The organism is Palleronia aestuarii (assembly GCF_003253995.1).
GTDB lineage: Bacteria > Pseudomonadota > Alphaproteobacteria > Rhodobacterales > Rhodobacteraceae > Palleronia > Palleronia aestuarii.
In genome coordinates this window covers 35,933-51,591 of record NZ_QKZL01000009.1, presented here as the reverse complement: position 1 = coordinate 51,591, position 15,659 = coordinate 35,933, and the positions used below count along the sequence as shown (strand labels likewise).

General features: G+C 65.3%; 17 protein-coding genes. 6 read left to right on the top strand and 11 right to left on the bottom strand.

The genetic code is table 11. The features are described from left to right. Positions 1-80 precede the first annotated feature (80 nt). Positions 81-2,402 carry an ATP-dependent Clp protease ATP-binding subunit ClpA gene (gene clpA, locus LX81_RS11870; protein WP_111537537.1) on the bottom strand — a complete coding sequence of 774 codons (2,322 nt, stop codon included), beginning with the start codon at positions 2,400-2,402 and terminating at the stop codon, positions 81-83. Between the two features lie 171 nt (positions 2,403-2,573). Then, the gene (gloB, locus tag LX81_RS11865) at positions 2,574-3,338 is read right to left on the bottom strand and encodes a hydroxyacylglutathione hydrolase (protein ID WP_111537536.1); all 765 of its coding nucleotides are present in this window, start codon (positions 3,336-3,338) and stop codon (positions 2,574-2,576) included. 63 nt (positions 3,339-3,401) lie between these two features. Here gloB and LX81_RS11860 point away from each other — a divergent pair, with 63 nt between their 5' ends. From LX81_RS11860 to LX81_RS11835, 6 genes are all read left to right on the top strand, one after another. After that, positions 3,402-4,184 carry a methyltransferase domain-containing protein gene (locus LX81_RS11860; protein ID WP_111537535.1) on the top strand — a complete coding sequence of 261 codons (783 nt, stop codon included), beginning with the start codon at positions 3,402-3,404 and terminating at the stop codon, positions 4,182-4,184. Between the two features lie 123 nt (positions 4,185-4,307). Next, positions 4,308-4,874, top strand: a complete 567-nt coding sequence (locus LX81_RS11855) for a F0F1 ATP synthase subunit delta (protein ID WP_111537534.1) — start codon at positions 4,308-4,310, stop codon at positions 4,872-4,874. Beyond that, the gene (atpA, locus tag LX81_RS11850; protein WP_111537533.1) at positions 4,874-6,412 is read left to right on the top strand and encodes a F0F1 ATP synthase subunit alpha; all 1,539 of its coding nucleotides are present in this window, start codon (positions 4,874-4,876) and stop codon (positions 6,410-6,412) included. Before LX81_RS11855 ends, atpA begins: the two co-directional genes overlap by 1 nt. A gap of 21 nt (positions 6,413-6,433) precedes the next feature. After that, the gene (locus LX81_RS11845) at positions 6,434-7,312 is read left to right on the top strand and encodes a F0F1 ATP synthase subunit gamma (protein WP_111537532.1); all 879 of its coding nucleotides are present in this window, start codon (positions 6,434-6,436) and stop codon (positions 7,310-7,312) included. Between the two features lie 22 nt (positions 7,313-7,334). Beyond that, on the top strand, positions 7,335-8,756 hold the full coding sequence (atpD, locus tag LX81_RS11840; protein WP_111537531.1) for a F0F1 ATP synthase subunit beta: 1,422 nt from the start codon (positions 7,335-7,337) through the stop codon (positions 8,754-8,756). A gap of 49 nt (positions 8,757-8,805) precedes the next feature. Next, on the top strand, positions 8,806-9,243 hold the full coding sequence (locus tag LX81_RS11835; RefSeq protein WP_111537530.1) for a F0F1 ATP synthase subunit epsilon: 438 nt from the start codon (positions 8,806-8,808) through the stop codon (positions 9,241-9,243). 429 nt (positions 9,244-9,672) lie between these two features. On the opposite strand, the gene rpmE is transcribed toward LX81_RS11835, so the two are convergent. The 9 genes from rpmE to ffh all read right to left on the bottom strand — a co-directional run bounded on the left by rpmE (position 9,673) and on the right by ffh (position 15,485). Further along, entirely contained in the window at positions 9,673-9,894 is a 222-nt protein-coding gene (gene rpmE / locus LX81_RS11830) for a 50S ribosomal protein L31 (RefSeq protein ID WP_111537529.1), read from the bottom strand. Positions 9,895-9,906: 12 nt separating this feature from the next. Next, positions 9,907-10,296, bottom strand: coding sequence for a 50S ribosomal protein L19 (rplS, locus tag LX81_RS11825; protein ID WP_111537620.1), 390 nt, complete (start codon positions 10,294-10,296; stop codon positions 9,907-9,909). Between the two features lie 256 nt (positions 10,297-10,552). Then, positions 10,553-11,389, bottom strand: coding sequence for a tRNA (guanosine(37)-N1)-methyltransferase TrmD (gene trmD / locus LX81_RS11820; RefSeq protein WP_111537528.1), 837 nt, complete (start codon positions 11,387-11,389; stop codon positions 10,553-10,555). A 52-nt stretch (positions 11,390-11,441) separates the two neighbouring features. Then, positions 11,442-11,993 carry a ribosome maturation factor RimM gene (rimM, locus tag LX81_RS11815; protein ID WP_111537527.1) on the bottom strand — a complete coding sequence of 184 codons (552 nt, stop codon included), beginning with the start codon at positions 11,991-11,993 and terminating at the stop codon, positions 11,442-11,444. A 78-nt stretch (positions 11,994-12,071) separates the two neighbouring features. Then, positions 12,072-12,437 (bottom strand): 30S ribosomal protein S16, encoded by a 366-nt coding sequence (rpsP, locus tag LX81_RS11810; RefSeq protein WP_111537526.1) that lies wholly within the window; start codon positions 12,435-12,437, stop codon positions 12,072-12,074. Position 12,438: 1 nt separating this feature from the next. Beyond that, complete coding sequence (locus LX81_RS11805) at positions 12,439-12,741, bottom strand: chorismate mutase (protein WP_111537525.1); 303 nt, start codon at positions 12,739-12,741, stop codon at positions 12,439-12,441. Between the two features lie 184 nt (positions 12,742-12,925). Continuing rightward, complete coding sequence (locus tag LX81_RS11800) at positions 12,926-13,441, bottom strand: GNAT family N-acetyltransferase (RefSeq protein WP_373280283.1); 516 nt, start codon at positions 13,439-13,441, stop codon at positions 12,926-12,928. Beyond that, the gene (locus tag LX81_RS11795) at positions 13,438-13,989 is read right to left on the bottom strand and encodes a GNAT family N-acetyltransferase (protein ID WP_111537524.1); all 552 of its coding nucleotides are present in this window, start codon (positions 13,987-13,989) and stop codon (positions 13,438-13,440) included. The genes LX81_RS11800 and LX81_RS11795 overlap by 4 nt, the downstream gene beginning before the upstream one ends. After that, positions 13,986-15,485: a signal recognition particle protein gene (gene ffh / locus LX81_RS11790; RefSeq protein ID WP_111537523.1), complete on the bottom strand. Its 1,500-nt coding sequence runs from the start codon at positions 15,483-15,485 to the stop codon at positions 13,986-13,988. Before ffh ends, LX81_RS11795 begins: the two co-directional genes overlap by 4 nt. Positions 15,486-15,659 lie beyond the last annotated feature (174 nt).

The window sequence follows — 15,659 nt, the reverse complement described above, 5'->3', positions numbered from 1 at the left end:
CAACCGCCCCACGACGGGGATCGCGGGGCGGTTCGGTCATCTCGAGCTCGGTGCCGCACCCCACAAGGGGCGCGGCGACGTCATTCGGCCGTTAGGAGAGGCGGCTTCTTCGACGAAAGTCGCTTCGTCTCGGGCGGGTCGATCTGCAGTTCGATCTCCCCGTCCTTCACCGCGACGAGCACCATGCCACCCTTGGCAAGCCTGCCGAAGAGAAGCTCCTCCGCGAGCGGCTTCTTGATGTTCTCCTGGATCACGCGACCGAGCGGGCGGGCGCCCATCTTGTCGTCGTAGCCCTTGTCGGCCAGCCATTCGGCAGCGGCGGGGGTGAGCTCGATATGGACGTTGCGGTCCATGAGCTGCGCCTCGAGCTGCAGGACGAACTTCTCGACAACCTGCAGGATGACCTCCTTCGGCAGGGCGCCGAAACTGATCACCGCATCGAGCCGGTTGCGGAATTCCGGCGTGAAGAGCCGCTCGATGGCTGCCGTGTCCTCGCCCTCGCGCTTGTCGCGGCCGAAACCGATCGCTTCCCGCGCCATGTCGGACGCCCCCGCATTAGAGGTCATGATCAGGATCACGTTGCGGAAATCGACGGACCGACCGTTATGATCGGTGAGCTTGCCGTGGTCCATCACCTGCAGAAGGATGTTGAACACGTCCGGATGCGCCTTCTCGATCTCGTCGAGAAGCAGCACGCAATGCGGATGCTGGTCCACCCCGTCGGTGAGCATCCCGCCCTGGTCGAAACCGACATAGCCCGGAGGCGCGCCGATGAGGCGGGAAACGGCGTGCTTCTCCATGTACTCCGACATGTCGAAGCGCAGGAGTTCGACGCCGAGGCTGTCGGAAAGCTGCTTGGCCACCTCCGTCTTGCCGACGCCCGTGGGCCCGGCGAAGAGGTAGTTGCCGATGGGCTTCTCCGGCTCCCTGAGACCGGCACGGGCGAGCTTGATCGCCGAGGAGAGCGCGGTGATCGCCGCGTCCTGCCCGAAGACCACGCGCTTCAGCGTGCTCTCGAGATCCTTCAGCACCTCCGCATCGTCCTTGGAGACGTTTTTCGGCGGGATGCGGGCGATCTTTGCCACCACGGCTTCGATCTCGCGCGTGCCGATCGTCTTGCGGCGCTTCGATTCCGCCACGAGATGCTGGGCCGCGCCGGCCTCGTCGATCACGTCGATCGCCTTGTCGGGCAGCTTGCGGTCGTTGATGTAACGCGCCGAAAGCTCCACCGCCGTGCGGATCGCGTCGTGGGTGTACTTGATGTCGTGGTGATCCTCGAAATAGGGCTTCAGGCCCTTGAGGATCTTCACGCTATCTTCCACCGACGGCTCGTTCACGTCGATCTTCTGGAACCGGCGGCTGAGCGCGCGGTCCTTCTCGAAATGCTGCCGGAACTCCTTGTAGGTGGTCGAGCCCATGCAGCGCAGCTTGCCGCCTTGCAGCGCGGGCTTCAGGAGGTTCGACGCGTCCATCGCGCCGCCGGAGGTGGCTCCGGCGCCGATCACGGTATGGATCTCGTCGATGAAGAGGACCGCGTCCTCGTGCTCCTCCATCTCCGACATCACGGCCTTCAACCGCTCCTCGAAATCGCCGCGATAGCGGGTGCCCGCCAGAAGCGCGCCCATGTCGAGGGAGTAGATCGTGGTGTTCGAGAGCACCTCCGGCGTCTCGCCCTGGGTGATCTTGCGCGCGAGCCCCTCGGCGATGGCGGTCTTGCCGACGCCGGGATCACCCACGAGCAGCGGATTGTTCTTGCGCCGTCGGCAGAGAACCTGGACGCAGCGCTCGACCTCGTGTTCGCGACCGATCAGCGGGTCGACGTCACCCTTGGCCGATTTCGCGTTCAGATCGACGCAGTACTTGGCCAGCGCCGATTCCTTTCCGTCACCCTCTTCCACCTGCACCGATTCCTCTTCAGAGTCCGAGGCGCCCGAAATCGGACGCGGCTCGGCATGGCTGGAATCCTTCGCGACGCCGTGGGCGATGAAGTTCACCGCGTCGTACCGGGTCATGTCCTGCTCCTGCAGGAAGTAGGCTGCGTTCGATTCGCGTTCCGCGAAGATCGCGACGAGCACGTTGGCACCGGTCACCTCCGTCCGTCCAGAGGACTGGACGTGGATTGCGGCGCGCTGGATCACGCGCTGGAATGCGGCCGTGGGCACCGCCTCCGATCCGTCGACCTCGGTCACGAGCGTCGACAGATCGTCATCGATGAAATCGACAAGCGTCTGCTTCAGATCCCCCAGGTCCACCGAACAGGCTCGCATCACCTTCGCCGCGTCGGGCTCGTCCGTCAGGGCCAGCAGGAGATGTTCCAGGGTGGCAAGTTCATGGCGTCGCGAATTCGCCAGGGCGAGCGCGGCATGAATTGCTTGTTCGAGCGTCGTGGAGAATGAAGGCACGGGCGCGCTCCTCTATGTTTGGCGGATGCTCCTTTAAGCAACTCCACCGTGGTCTCTCAGGGTTAAAGGTTCGTTGTTTGCAACGTGCCTTCAAGAGATTTCTGCCCCGATCCGGTCACAATTCGTGCAAGCGTGACGAAGCGTCGTGGAAGTGATGAAACTTCCAGCCGATCAGAAACTGTCCCTTCGCGAGCGAACCTCCGCGAAGACCTCCTCGTCCTCGGCTTTTTCCATAGATATGGCGGACTTCAGCTCCCGCAAGTGGGCCCTGAGGAACGGGTTGGTGGCCTTTTCCTCGGCGAGCGAAGAGGGAACGGTCGCGCGACCCGCCGCCCGCGCCTCCTCGACCTCGCGCGCACGCCTGACGAGATTGGGGTTCTCCGGCTCGATCGTCAGGGCGAAACGTGCATTCGTCTCGGTATATTCGTGCCCGGAATGGATCATCGTTTCGTCGGGAAGCGCGGCAATCCGCTGCAGGCTGTCCCACATCATCGCAGGCGTGCCCTCGAAAAGACGTCCGCAGCCGAGCGCCATCAGGCTGTCGGCCGTGAAGGCGGCGTTCGCGTCAGGGACGTGAAAGGCCACATGCCCGACCGTGTGGCCGGGAACGTCGATCACGTCCACGCGATGCCCCGCGAAATCGAAGGGCTCCCCGGGGGCGAGTTCCCGATCGAGAGGCGGGAGCCGCCCCGCATCGGCGGCGGCCCCGAGGACGATCAGGTCGGGATGCGCGTCCTTCAGGCCCGGCAATCCCTCCACGTGATCGCCGTGATGGTGGGTGATCCAGACCTCGTCGAGCGACCAGCCCCGTTCGTCGAGGGCCGAGAGCACCGGCGCGGCCTCCGGCGCGTCGACGAGTGCGGTGCGGCCCCCGGCATGGAGGAGGAACGCATAATTGTCCGTTCGACACGGTATCGTCACGATCTCGATGGGCATGGTGATCGGCCTCGTTCGTCCCTAGTATCTCCCTAGAGACTAAGGCACCGGGGGGAGCCGGCAATGCATCTCGACGTGCTTGATCTGAGGACGTTCTATTACCGCACGCGCCTGGGCCGTGCGGCGCAGAGGGCGATCCGTGATCAGGTGGTGCGCTTCTGGCCGGATGCGCGGGGCCAGACGGTCGCGGGGTTCGGCTTCGCCGCGCCGCTGCTCAGACCCTTTCTTGCCGACGCGCGCCGGGTGATCGCGCTGATGCCCGGGCAGCAGGGCGTCATGCCCTGGCCGCCGGGCCGCCCCAATGTCTCCGTGCTTTGCGAGGAAACGCTCTGGCCGATCCAGACCGGGCAGATCGACCGGCTCGTCCTCCTGCACGGGCTCGAAACCTCGCAGAACCCCTCGGCGCTCCTCGCCGAATGCTACCGCACGCTCGGGCCCGGGGGGCGGGCGCTCTTCATCGTGCCGAACCGGGCCGGTCTCTGGTCGCGCCACGACCGCACGCCCTTCGGTTTCGGCCGGCCCTATTCGCTCACGCAGCTGGAAACCTTGCTGCGAGAGCATGATTTCAACCCCGATGGTCATGCGGCCGCCCTTTTCCAGCCGCCGTCCGAGCAGCCCTTCTGGATGCGAACGGGCGGGCTTCTGGAGCGGACCGGTCGCTCGATCACGGGGCGGTTCGCCGGCGGCGTGCTCATCGTAGAGGCCGCGAAACAGGTCCCGGCGCGGTCCGGCGGACTGCGCAATGCGGCGCGTCGTCCGCTCAAGGTTCTCGATGCCGCGACCCAGCCGGTGCCGGGGCAGGCCAGATCGATGTCCGGCGGGGTGGTTCCGCTCAAGCGGGCTTAGGCGGTTGCGGGGTCTTAATGCCTCTGCTAGAGCAACTTCGATTTTGACGCGTGCCCTCGGCACGGGACCAATTCGCCTTGTTCAGCCCCGCAGGGCAGTCGGGGCGGCAAGACGATCGAAAGGGTGGACGTGTCCGAACCGGCATCAATCTCGACTGGCATCGCTTCGCGCTATGCCATTGCCATCTTCGAGCTGGCCAAGGAGGACGGGTCGCTCGATCAGCTTCGCGCCGATACCGACACGATCTCCTCGTCTCTGAACGACAGCGAGGATTTCCGCGACCTGATCCACTCGCCGCTCTATGCGCGCGACGAGCAGCAGGCCGCGATCTCTGCGATCGCCGAGCGGATGGAATTGTCGTCCTACATGGCCAACACGCTCCGCCTGATGGCGTCGAAGCGCAGGCTCTTCGTGCTCCCCGAACTCGTGCGCGACCTGCGCCGCCGGATCACCGAGGAGAAGGGCGAGATCACCGCCGACGTGACCGCCGCCACGGAACTGACCGACGAGCAGCGCCGCAAGCTCGCCGAGACGCTGAAATCCTCGGTCGGTCGGGACGTGAACATCAATCTGAGCGTCGATGAGAGTCTCATCGGCGGTCTCGTCGTCAAGGTCGGCTCGAAGATGATCGACACCTCGATCCGCTCGAAGCTGAACGCACTCCAGAACACCATGAGAGAGGTCGGATAATGGGCATCCAAGCTTCCGAGATTTCAGCGATCCTGAAGGACCAGATCAAGAATTTCGGTCAGGAAGCGGAGGTGGCCGAGGTCGGCCGCGTTCTCAGCGTGGGCGACGGGATCGCCCGCGTCTACGGGCTCGACAACGTCCAGGCCGGCGAGATGGTCGAGTTCCCGGGCGGCATCCAGGGAATGGCGCTCAACCTCGAGACCGACAACGTGGGCGTCGTGATCTTCGGCTCCGACCGCGAGATCAAGGAAGGCGATACGGTCAAGCGCACTAATTCCATCGTCTCCGTGCCGGTGGGCGACGCGCTGCTCGGCCGGGTTGTGAACGGTCTCGCCGTGCCGATCGATGGCAAGGGCGCGATCGAGACGACGGAAACCCGGGTGGCAGACGTTAAGGCGCCTGGCATCATCCCGCGTAAATCCGTCCACGAGCCGATGCCCACGGGTCTCAAGGCCATCGACGCCATGATCCCGATCGGTCGCGGCCAGCGCGAGCTCATCATCGGCGACCGCCAGACCGGCAAGACCGCCGTGGCGCTCGACACGATTCTGAACCAGAAGAGCTACAACGACGCCGCCGGCGACGACGAGAGCAAGAAGCTCTACTGCATCTACGTGGCGATCGGGCAGAAGCGCTCGACCGTGGCGCAGCTCGTCAAGAAGCTCGAGGAGACCGGTGCGATCGAATACACGACCGTGGTCTCGGCCACCGCGTCCGAGCCCGCGCCGATGCAGTACCTCGCGCCCTATTGCGCGACCTCCATCGCGGAGCATTACCGCGACAACGGCCGTCACGCGCTCATCATCTACGATGACCTGTCGAAGCAGGCCGTGGCCTACCGCCAGATGTCGCTGCTCCTGCGCCGTCCGCCCGGGCGCGAAGCCTATCCCGGCGACGTGTTCTATCTCCATTCCCGGCTGCTCGAGCGGTCCGCGAAGCTGAACGAGGATTTCGGGGCCGGTTCGCTGACGGCGCTGCCGATCATCGAGACCCAGGGCGGCGACGTCTCCGCCTTCATTCCGACCAACGTGATCTCGATCACCGACGGGCAGATCTTCCTCGAGACCGACTTGTTCTACCAAGGCATCCGTCCGGCCGTGAACACCGGCCTCTCGGTCAGCCGCGTGGGGTCGTCCGCGCAAACGAACGCGATGAAGTCCGTTGCGGGCCCCGTCAAGCTCGAACTCGCGCAGTACCGCGAGATGGAAAGCTTCGCGCAGTTCGGGTCCGACCTCGATCAGGCGACGCAGCGCCAGCTCAATCGCGGCAAGCGCCTGACCGAACTGATGAAGCAGCCGCAATATTCGCCGCTTACCAACGCGGAAATCGTCTGCGTCATCTTCGCGGGGACGGAAGGCTATCTCGACGACGTGCCGGTCAACGATGTAGGCCGTTTCGAGGAGGGGCTCATCAATCACATGCGGACGAACAAGCGCGACGTGCTCGACTGGATCACCAACGAGGATCCGAAGATCAAGGGCGACGCCGCCGACCGTCTCAAATCCGCGCTGGACGAGTATGCCGCCGATTTCTCTTGATCGTCCGAAAGGAGCGAGCCTATGCCCAGCCTGAAGGACCTGAAGAACCGGATCGACTCCGTCAAGTCGACCCGGAAGATCACCAAGGCCATGCAGATGGTCGCCTCTGCCAAGCTGCGCCGCGCGCAGGAGGCGGCCGAGAACGCACGCCCCTATGCGGAGCGGTTCGACGCGGTCATGGGCCAGCTCGCGGCGTCGGTGGGCGACAGCCCGAACGCGCCGTTGCTCCTTACCGGTACCGGTAAGGAGGAGACCTATCTCCTCGTCGTCATGACGGCGGAGAAGGGCCTCTGCGGCGGGTTCAACAGCAACATCGTCAAGAAGGCGGTCGCCCGGATTCGCGAACTGAAGCGCGAGGGCAAGGAGGTGAAGATCCTCACCGTCGGCAAGAAGGGTCGCGACATCCTGCGCCGGACCTATCGCGACCAGATGATCGACCATGTCGACCTGAGCGAGGTGAAGCGCGTGGGCTACGGCGACGCGCAGAAGATCGCGCAGAATGTGCTCGACCGTTTCGACGCGGGCGAATTCGACGTGGCCTACATCTATTACGGCGAATTCGAGAACGTCGTGACGCAGCATCCGCGTGAGCAGCAGATCATCCCGGCCACCTACGAGAAGGACGAAGACGCCCCCGAATCGCAGACGCTCTACGATTACGAGCCGAGCGAGGAGGAGATCCTCGAGGACCTGCTGCCGCGCGGCGTCGCCACGCAGATCTTCGCGGCGCTTCTCGAGAATGGCGCGTCGGAGCAGGGTGCGCGGATGACGGCGATGGAGAACGCGACCCGCAACGCGGGCGAGATGATCGACGACCTGACCATCGAGTACAACCGTACCCGTCAGGCCGTGATCACTAACGAGCTGATCGAAATCATTTCGGGCGCCGAGGCGCTCTAGGACGAACCGGAGAGAGACGAGAATGGCCAACGCTAAAGGCAAAGTGACTCAGGTCATCGGCGCCGTCGTGGACGTGCAGTTCGACGACCATCTGCCCGAAATCCTGAACGCCCTCGAGGTCTACAACAACGACAAGCGCCTCGTCCTCGAAGTCGCGCAGCACCTGGGCGAGAATACGGTGCGCACGATCGCGATGGACGCGACGGAGGGTCTCGTGCGCGGGGCCGCCGTCACGGATACCGGAAGCCCGATCATGATGCCCGTGGGCGACGCGACTCTCGGGCGCATCCTCAACGTCATCGGCGAGCCGATCGACGAGGGCGAGCCGATTAAGACCGACGAGTATCGTGCCATCCACCAATCCGCACCGGATTTTGCCTCGCAATCGACGAGCTCGGAAATCCTCGTGACCGGTATCAAGGTGATCGACCTGCTTGCACCCTACTCCAAAGGCGGCAAGATCGGCCTCTTCGGCGGCGCGGGCGTCGGCAAAACGGTCCTGATCATGGAGCTCATCAACAACATCGCGAAGGTGCATTCGGGCTATTCCGTCTTCGCCGGCGTCGGTGAGCGGACGCGGGAGGGCAACGACCTCTACCACGAGATGATCGAGTCGAACGTCATCAAGCCCGACAATCTGTCGGAGAGCCAGGTGGCGCTCGTCTACGGCCAGATGAACGAGCCGCCGGGTGCGCGGATGCGCGTCGCGCTTTCGGGTCTGACGCTGGCGGAACAGTTCCGCGACCAGTCCGGCACGGACGTCCTGTTCTTCGTCGACAACATCTTCCGCTTCACCCAGGCAGGCTCCGAGGTGTCGGCACTTCTGGGCCGGATCCCCTCGGCCGTGGGCTACCAACCGACGCTCGCGACAGACATGGGGCAGATGCAGGAGCGGATCACCTCGACGAAATCGGGCTCGATCACGTCCATTCAGGCCGTCTACGTGCCCGCGGACGACCTGACCGACCCGGCGCCCGCGACGACCTTCGCCCACCTCGACGCGACGACGAACCTCAGCCGTTCGATCTCCGAACTCGGTATTTATCCGGCCGTCGATCCGCTCGATTCCACGTCGCGCCTGATGGATCCGCAGATCCTTGGTGAAGAGCATTACAAGGTGGCGCGCGACGTGCAGGGGATCCTGCAGCGCTACAAGCAGCTTCAGGACATCATCGCGATCCTCGGCATGGACGAGCTTTCCGAAGAGGACAAGATGACGGTGCAGCGGGCGCGGAAGATCCAGCGCTTCCTGTCCCAGCCGTTCGACGTGGCTCAGGTCTTCACCGGTTCGCCCGGCGTCCAGGTGCCGCTCGAAGAGACGATCTCCTCCTTCAAGGCGGTCGTGGCCGGCGAGTACGACCATCTGCCCGAGGGTGCCTTCTACATGGTGGGCGGCATCGAGGACGTGAAGGCCAAGGCCGAGAAGATGGCGTCCGACGCCTGAGGAAGCCCGCGGGCCACGCCGCGCGTGGCCCCGCTCTGGGAGTATTACGATGGCCGACACGATGAAATTCGACCTGGTGAGCCCGGAACGGCTCGTCGCCTCGTTCGAGGCCCGCGCGGTCCGGATACCGGGGACGGAAGGCGACCTGACCGCGATGCCTGACCACGTCCCGACGATCACCACCCTGCGTCCCGGCGTTCTGCACGTCGAGGGAACCGACGGGGTCCGAGAGTTCGTCGTCACGGGCGGTTTTGCGGAAATTAACCCGGAAGGCGTATCCGTTCTGGCCGAGGAAAGCCTCTCCCGCGAGGAGATGAGCCAGGAACATCTCGATCGCATGATCGAGGAGGCGGCGCGTGCCCACAAGCAGGCCAAGGACGAGTTCGAGAACAAGCCCGGTCCGGTCGACGACGCCGCCAAGCTCCTCTCGGACATGATGGCGATGGGAACGCATATCGGCCTCTCGCCGAAAGAGCCGTCGCTCTAGGCGTCACTTTGCGGCGGACGCGGAATGCGCCCGCCGAACGCATACTGCTTGGCAGATTGATTTATTGTTGGGCGTAGGCTTGCCCATGTCGTCTTGCTACGGGTCGGGACGCGTAAGCGGGCTCGAAAATACCTTTCAGCGCTCGAATTGCCCTGATCACCCGGAGCGATGGGTCAGCCGGTGCGCCGTCCAAGAGCGGTCATCACGGCGTCATTGCAAAAGCATTTTGGTGAGTTGTGGGTACGCTGCGTTCTGTCCGTACCCGGCATAAGCATGACGTTCGGGGTTCTTGTTCCGCCAGTCATCCTGTTTCGCCGGTGAGCAGACGTAATCATCCGATCGGGTAGAAACGAATAGCAGACGACGCTGCACTTTGCAGAAACGAAAACGCCGCCCTCTGGGGCGGCGTTCGAGACGTCGGGGTGGGCTTCAGAAGCCCAGACCTTCGTACTTCTTCTTGAATTTCGAGACGCGACCGCCGGTATCCATGAGACGGGTCGAGCCGCCAGTCCAGGCCGGGTGAACGCTCGGGTCGATGTCGAGGGCGAGCTGGTCCCCTTCGGATCCCCAGGTCGAGCGCATTTGGACCACGTCGCCATTGGTCATCTTGACGTCGATGACGTGGTAATCGGGATGGGTGTCTTTCTTCATCTGATCCGCTCCTCAGGCTTCGACGCTTTTGGTCTTGGGCGCGCGGTAATTCGTGACTTCCGCAATCCGGGCAGACTTGCCGCGGCGGGCGCGGAGGTAGTAGAGCTTCGCCCGGCGAACCTTGCCGCGCCGCACGACCGTGATCGAGTCGATGTTGGTCGAATGCAGCGGAAAGACCCGCTCAACGCCTTCGCCGAAGGAAATTTTCCGCACGGTGAAGCTGCCCGCGATGCCCGCGCCGTTCTTGCGGCTGATGCAAACGCCTTCGTAGTTCTGCACGCGGGTCCGCGTACCCTCGGTCACCTTGTAGCCGACGCGAATCGTGTCGCCGGCCTTGAAATCCGGAATGTCCTTGGCAAGTTCAGCGACTTGCTCGGCTTCCAGTTGCGCGATCAGGTTCATCCGATCCACTCCATGTTCGTCCGCGGTTGGTCCGCGATCCTGATGATGCCGCCTCAGAGCTCTCGGTCTTCGTCCGGGTTCGCTCGATCGCGCCCGCCAGAGATCAGGTGGTCCGTTCTTCGACGCCGTCCGCGATGCCGTCTGCCGCGGCGAAGAACCGGCGGTCCGATGGACATGGCAGAGGTCCCGGTCGACTCGCGAAAGCACCGGTGGCGACCCTATAGACCGTCAAGCGGGACGGGGCAAGTGCCTAGGATTACTCCTCTTCGTGCAGCGCCCGCGTCTCATGGGCGTGCCAGAGATCGGGGCGCCGTTCGCGCGTCAGTTCTTCCGCACGGTCCCGCCGCCACGCCGCGATCGCGGCATGGTTTCCGGAGAGCAGGACATCCGGGATAGCCATGCCGAGCCATTCAGCGGGCCGGGTGTAGTGCGGATGCTCGAGCAGGCCGTCGGAATGGCTTTCCTCGACGGTCGACGCGGCGTTGCCGAGCACGCCGGGCAGGAGGCGCACCGTGGAATCGATCATCGCCTGCGCCGCGATCTCCCCGCCGGTCATGACAAAATCGCCAAGGCTCACCTCCTCCACGGCATGCGCATCGAGAACGCGCTGGTCTACGCCCTCGAACCGACCGCAGAGCAGCGTGATCCCGTCCGTCTGCGACCATCTCTGTGCCATCTGCTGGTCGAAGCGGCGACCACGCGGGGAAAGGTGAACGACTGGCCAGCGCGCGCGGTCGGCTGGTGTTCCCTCCGCGGCATGGACGAGCGCACGGTCGACGATGTCGGCGCGAAGAACCATGCCGGCCCCCCCGCCTGCGGGCGTGTCGTCCACATTGCGGTGACGGCCTTCCCCGAAACTCCTGAGGTCGATCGGCTCGAGCCGCCAGAGCCCGTCCTGCAGTGCTTTCCCGACGAGAGACGCGCCGAGCATGCCGGGAAACGTCTGCGGCAGGAGGGTGACGACCCGCGCCTCCCAGGCGCCCACGAGATGCGGCCGGTCCGTCATCAACGCGCTAGGCGTGGCGCGCGGGCGGTTCGAAAGACGGCCATGCGAACGCGGTATGCGTTGCGGCTCTGGGACTTCGTCATTCATGAGCCGCTGACCTTCCGCCGAGTAGGCCAAGACCGTGGGACGTGGGGATCGGTCACGACGGTGCCTCGTCGTCTCGTTGTCGCGGGTCACTCTCGGGATCGGGGAAGAGACCGTCCGGCGGGTCCGCGATGATCCGCTTCGACGGAAGATCCACGGTCGGCACCGCATCCCGCGTGAACGGCAGAAGTATCGTGTCGGAATGTCCGGGCGTCGCGATCTCGAGAAGGTCTGTCGCACCGTGATTGAGGATCTCGCGCACATGGCCGAGCGTCGCGCCGCCCGTGTCGAGAACGGCGAGGCCGATCAGATCGGCATGGTAGAACTCGTCGTCGGGCAGGGGGGGGAGTCGGTCGCGCGGCGCATGGAGCGTGGTTCCGCGCAGGGTCTCCGCGGCTTCCTTGCTGTCGATGCCGGAAAGCCGCGCGGTGAAGCCGCCCTTGACCCGGCCCGTCAGGTCGACTTCGAAGGACCGGCGTTCGTCTTCCGTGACGAGAGGGCTGTAATCGGCGATGGCCTCCGGTTCGGAACAGAAGCTCTTGAGGCGAACCTCGCCGCGGACGCCGAACGCGCCCGCGATCGCACCGACGCAGATCAACTCCGTCATCTCGTCGCCCGCCGCAAGAGACTGCCGCCTTTCACCGGGGCAACACTCGCCCCGGTTATATTGGCATCAAGGGTCTGATTATTCGGCATTTTCCTCTGCCGTCGCGGCGGCGGCCTTGTCGGCCTTCTCCTTCGCGCGCTCCTGGGCCTTCTTGCCCGGCTCGGCCTTCTGCGGGTTGCTGCGGGCGGTCTTGTCGCGCAGGCCGGCGGCCTCGAGGAAGCGGGCGATGCGGTCGGTGGGCTGGGCGCCGCGGTCGAGCCAGTGCTGGACGCGGGCGGTGTCCATCTTCACGCGGTCTTCGCTGTCCTTGGGCAGGAGGGGGTTGTAGGTGCCGAGCTTCTCGAGGAAGCGGCCGTCGCGGGCCATGCGGCTGTCGGCGGCGACGATGGAATAGTGCGGACGCTTCTTCGAGCCACCGCGGGCGAGACGGATCTTCATAGCCATGTCATTGTTCTCCTGATATTTTCTTATGGTGCTGGATGACCTCCTCGATGATGAAGGCCAGGAATTTCTTGGCGAAGTCGGGGTCGAGATCGGCCCGCCGCGCCAAATCTTCGAGCCGGGCGATCTGGACGGCCTCGCGGTCCGGATCGCTGGGCGGAAGGTCGTGTTCGGCCTTTAGCTGGCCAACCTGTTGTGTGTGCTTGAACCGCTCCCCCAAAGTATAGATGAGGATCGCGTCCAGCCGGTCGATGCTTTCGCGGTGATCGGCGAGCAGTTCCGCGGCGCGGGCGACGACGTCATTCATGTGCACACCTCGTACACGGGACGTACACGGGGCGTGCAGCATGCGTACAGGCGGCGTGCACCGCGCGTGCATCGCCCGTGCGGACGCTGTGCACCGAACGTGCGGACGATGTGCAGCAGCCGTGCATACGATCTCCCCCGTGCGCCGCAACGTCCGGCGCCTCGCCCGATCCTGCAACCTTCCGTCATGCCGCCACCTCTCGGGGCAGGGGATGGCGGTAGACGAGCGTGTCGGCATTCTTCGATTTCGCGGTCGGATCGATCTCGGCGCCGAGCCGGCGGGCGAGCGCCGCGGAGCGGTCGTTGCCGCGCTCGATATAGCTGACGGCGGTGGTCCAGCCGAGATCGCGGAACACGTGGTCGCGCACGGCCTTGCCGGCCTCGAGACCGATGCCGCGTCCCTCCGCCTCGGGCCAGAGCAGCCAGCCGATCTCGGGCTCCGGCCAGCCGGCGGGAAACCAGGGGCCGACGAGACCGAGGGGCGTCGCCGCATCGTCCTTCGAGGTCACGGTGAACATGCCGAAGCCGCGCAGCTCCCAATGACCGAGTTCGGTGCCGAACATGCGCCAGGCCTGATCGTCGGTGACCGGGCCCTCGGCGAAGCGGGAGCGCTCGGAGGTGAAGAAGGCGACGTAGGGATCGAGATCGGCCGCGACGGGCCGGCGCAGGATCAGCGTTTCGGTGGTCAGGTGATTGATCACGACATGGCCTCCGACGGGGCGGGATGACGCCAGGCGCAGACGTCCTTGTCGAAGGGGTGCGGCACCGACGGATCCTCGACGCAGCCCATGCGCCGGGCCAGCGCCTGCGACCGGGCGTTCTCCACGTCGATATAGCTGATCGCGGTGGTCCAGCCGAGATCGCGGTAGGCATGGTCGCGCGCGGCCATCGCCGCCTCGAACGCGTAGCCGTGGCCTTCGCCGGAGAAGAGCGACCAGCCGATCTCCGGCTCCGCCCATCCGGGCATGAAGATCGGGCCGATCTGACCGATGCAGGTGTCCGATCCCTTCACGGTGACGCTGAACACGCCGAAGCCGTTGATCGCGATATGGCCCCAGCGCGACGCGAAGGAGCGCCATGCGTCGAGTTCCGATCGGGGACCGCCGACGAAGCGGGACCGATCGGACGCGAAGAAGTCGCGCATCGGCCCGAAATCTTCCGGACGCGGGCCGCGCAGGATCAGCCGCTCCGTCTCAAGCGTCGGCAGGCCGGCTTCGGGTGGCACGGCGGATGTTCGTCCGTCGCTCATCGCTTCTTGCCGAATCCCGACAGGCCGGGGGGCAGGGCGCCGCCGCCGCCGAACGGGTTGCCGCCGCCCGGAAAGCCGCCCATGCCGCCGGGGCCGCCCATCTTGCCCATCTGCGCCTGCGCGGCCTTGATCTGCTCTTCCGACGGGCCGCCCTTGCCGAACATGGCGCCCATCGCCTTTTTCAGCATGCCGCCCTTGCCCATCTTCTTCATCATGTCGGCCATCTGCCGATGCATCTTCAAAAGCTGATTGAGATCGCGCACCTCAAGGCCGGAACCGGCCGCGATCCGCTTCTTGCGGCTGGCCTGGAGAAGCTGCGGATTGGCCCGCTCCTTCTTCGTCATCGACTGGATCAGGGCGATCTGGCGCTTGAGAACGCCATCGTCGAAGCCCGACGCCTCCGCCTGCTTGGCCATCTTCCCCATGCCGGGGATCATGCCCATCATCTGTTCCATGCCGCCCATCTTCAGCATCTGCTCGAGCTGGGACTTCAGGTCGTTCATGTTGAACTGACCCTTCTGGAAGCGCTTCATCATGCGCTCCGCCTGCTCGGCCTCGATCGTGGCCTGGGCCTTCTCGACGAGGGCGACGATGTCGCCCATGCCGAGGATGCGGCCGGCGATGCGCTCCGCCTCGAAGGTCTCGAGCGCGTCCATCTTCTCGCCGAGGCCCACGAACTTGATGGGCTTGCCGGTCACCGCGCGCATCGAGAGCGCCGCGCCGCCGCGGCCGTCGCCGTCCATCCGGGTCAGAACGACGCCCGAGACGCCGATCTTCTCATCGAACTCGGTTGCGACGTTGACCGCGTCCTGGCCCGTCAGGCCATCGACGACGAGGAGCGTCTCGCGCGGCTGGGCGACGTCGCGCACCTCCGCGGCCTGCGCGATGAGCTCGGCGTCGATATGGAGACGGCCGGCAGTGTCGAGCATGTAGACGTCGTAGCCGCCGAGCGTCGCCTGCTGCTTGGCGCGCCTGGCGATCTGCACCGGGCTCTCGCCCTTGACGATGGGCAGCGTATCGACGCCGACCTGCTTGCCGAGGATCGCGAGCTGCTCCATCGCCGCGGGGCGGTTGGTGTCGAGCGAGGCCATCAGGACGCGCTTCTTCTCGCGGTCCTTGAGGCGCAGGGCGAGCTTGGCCGTCGTCGTGGTCTTGCCCGAGCCCTGCAGGCCCACCATCAGGATCGGCGCGGGGATCTGGTCGATCATGAGGCCGCCCGGCGTCTCGTCGTCGCCGCCGAGGACATGGACGAGCTCGTCATGGACGATCTTGACGACCTGCTGGCCCGGCGTGACGGAGCGGGTGACGGACTGGCCCGTCGCCTTCTCCTGCACGGCCTTCACGAAATCGCGGGCCACGGGGAGGGAGACGTCGGCCTCGAGAAGCGCGACGCGCACTTCCCTCAGCGCAGTCTTCACGTCCTCGTCGGACAGGGCGCCCTGCTTCGACAGCCGGTCGAAGACGCCGCCCAGGCGATCTGACAGGTTCTCGAACATCCGCGTCCCCTTGCATCAATGCCCCGAATGGGCCTCGCCAAACGACGATCGCTCCCGCGGGCGCAACGCGCTGGCGGGAGGCGATCCCGGCGCAAGGCCGGGACCGGAAGTCTGGCGGGCTTCCGGATCTGGGCGCGGATACGCCGCGCCGCCCCGGAAGTCAACCGGCGTGGA